Here is a 1,776-nt window from a genome sequence, read left to right on the forward strand (position 1 = left end):
AACGGGACGCTCACCAATGAGGATATATAAGCTAATACCAATTAAGGGAAATAGAACCACAATCAGAAACCAGGCCAGTACAACACCAACCGGTCTTCTCACTGAGATTAATCTAAATCCAAACAGAACCACAATGATGATGTGTGCTATTGGGACCCAAATAAAGGATTCGCCAAAAAGGGATCCTAGTAAAAAATTAATGATGTTCATATGATCTCAAGTTCTGCTGCAATGCCTAAGTGATCGGATAGTTTCAACCATTCATGCATCACTTCCGCAGAATGGATTTTTAAGCCCCGTACATAAATTCGATCCATCGCTAGCATAGGCTTCACACTAGGAAAGGTTTTTGCAGGGGCGCCAGTAAGCACCTCAAATACTTCATTAAAACCGGCAGCTTGCATCGGTGCACTCACGCGGTTACGCCAATCGTTAAAGTCACCAGCCACAATAGTTGGGCCGCCATTTGCCAGTGAATCAATGTAACGAATGATTTCATTTAACTGGCGCTCTCGTCCGCGTTCGAATAAGGCCAGGTGTACACAAAAACAATGGATCGGCGTGGCCACACCCTCTAAATGAGTTACGCTGTGTAACAAACCACGTCTCTCAAATCGATAAGCGGAGATATCGTAGTTCTCACCCTTATGCAATTGCCCTTTAGAAAGAATTGCATTGCCATGATGCCCATCTGGATATTCGACGTTTTTACCGTAATGCCAATCATGCCAAAAGTCTTCGGATAAAAAATGGGTGAGCTCTGTTAAAGGCCATTGACCAAAGCGCCGAATTCGCCCGCGATGTTCCTGCTGAAGCTCTTGCAGAAAAAGCAAATCAGGATGATGGCTGCGCATTTTTTGGCGTAGCTCGTAAATGGTGGATTTCCGGTGCAAGGGGGATAGCCCCTTATGCACATTCATAGTCATCACACTGAAACGACCTGACTGTAATTGCGTCATCAAAACTGTCCTGCAGCACGCTGCCGTCGCACGCGTGCCAAATAGATTTCACCCTCAACTAAATCTTGGCATTGCATACATTTATTACAAATAGAAGCTTGATCGCGCAACTCATCAATCGAGTCGATTGGATGGGTATCAAGATATTCTCGAAGATCGACATCGAGCACCTCATTGCAGAGGCAAATCACTTCAGCCATGAGTCAAAAAGGGGGAAATTGTTTGCATTTATGCCATTTTGCCATCCCCTTGCTAGAATCAAGCCCATGTTAATGACCTTTCAGGATGCTTTTAGACTCCTTGCGCATTTGGACGCGGGAGTAATGGGCATCGTTCTCGTATCTCTTCAGGTCAGTCTGACTGCTCTCCTCTTAGGCACCCTGATTGGCCTCCCTCTGGGGGCGCTACTGGCCACAGAAGAATTTCGGGGAAAACAAACGATTACAGTTACCCTAAATACGCTCATGGGCGTCCCAACAGTGATTGTGGGTGTTGTGGTCTACCTCCTGCTCTCGCGCACAGGGCCTTTGGGGGTATGGGGATGGCTTTTTACACCCAAGGGCATGATCCTTGCCCAAACACTGCTCACAACGCCTTTAATTGCGGCTCTAAGCCGCCAAATTTTGGAAGATTCCTGGAGAATTCATCGGGATTCCTTTATGGCTCTTCGCCTTCCCAGAATGGCCTCCCTCAAATGGCTGGTTTGGGACTGCCGCTTCTCGCTGACCATTGCCGTCCTAGCTGGACTGGCTAGAGCCATATCTGAGGTTGGAGCCGTGATGATCGTGGGCGGTAATATCGATAAATCCACTCGAAC

4 protein-coding genes are annotated in these 1,776 nt (G+C 47.1%); 1 reads left to right on the forward strand and 3 read right to left on the reverse strand.

All coding sequences use genetic code 11. From position 1 onward, the window contains the following. From B7X71_RS16355 to B7X71_RS16365, 3 genes are all read right to left on the reverse strand, one after another. Nucleotides 1-210, reverse strand: a 210-nt coding sequence (locus tag B7X71_RS16355; protein WP_363927252.1) for a PLDc N-terminal domain-containing protein, incomplete at its 3' end; no start/stop codon positions are given. Next, entirely contained in the window at nucleotides 207-959 is a 753-nt protein-coding gene (locus B7X71_RS16360; protein WP_293601510.1) for an endonuclease/exonuclease/phosphatase family protein, read from the reverse strand. The genes B7X71_RS16355 and B7X71_RS16360, both read right to left, overlap by 4 nt. Then, nucleotides 959-1,159 carry a hypothetical protein gene (locus B7X71_RS16365; RefSeq protein WP_293601511.1) on the reverse strand — a complete coding sequence of 67 codons (201 nt, stop codon included), beginning with the start codon at nucleotides 1,157-1,159 and terminating at the stop codon, nucleotides 959-961. Before B7X71_RS16365 ends, B7X71_RS16360 begins: the two co-directional genes overlap by 1 nt. Before the next feature lie 66 nt (nucleotides 1,160-1,225). Here B7X71_RS16365 and B7X71_RS16370 point away from each other — a divergent pair. Next, the coding region (locus tag B7X71_RS16370) for an ABC transporter permease (protein WP_293601512.1) at nucleotides 1,226-1,776 on the forward strand (551 nt) is incomplete at its 3' end.

This window comes from Polynucleobacter sp. 39-46-10 (assembly GCF_002282275.1).

Excerpts from the sequence above, each read along its gene's own strand:
- B7X71_RS16365 (WP_293601511.1), bottom strand. The coding sequence starts at position 1,159 with ATGGCTGAAGTGATTTGCCTCTGCAATGAGGTGCTCGATGTCGATCTT.
- B7X71_RS16360 (WP_293601510.1), bottom strand. The coding sequence starts at position 959 with ATGACGCAATTACAGTCAGGTCGTTTCAGTGTGATGACTATGAATGTG.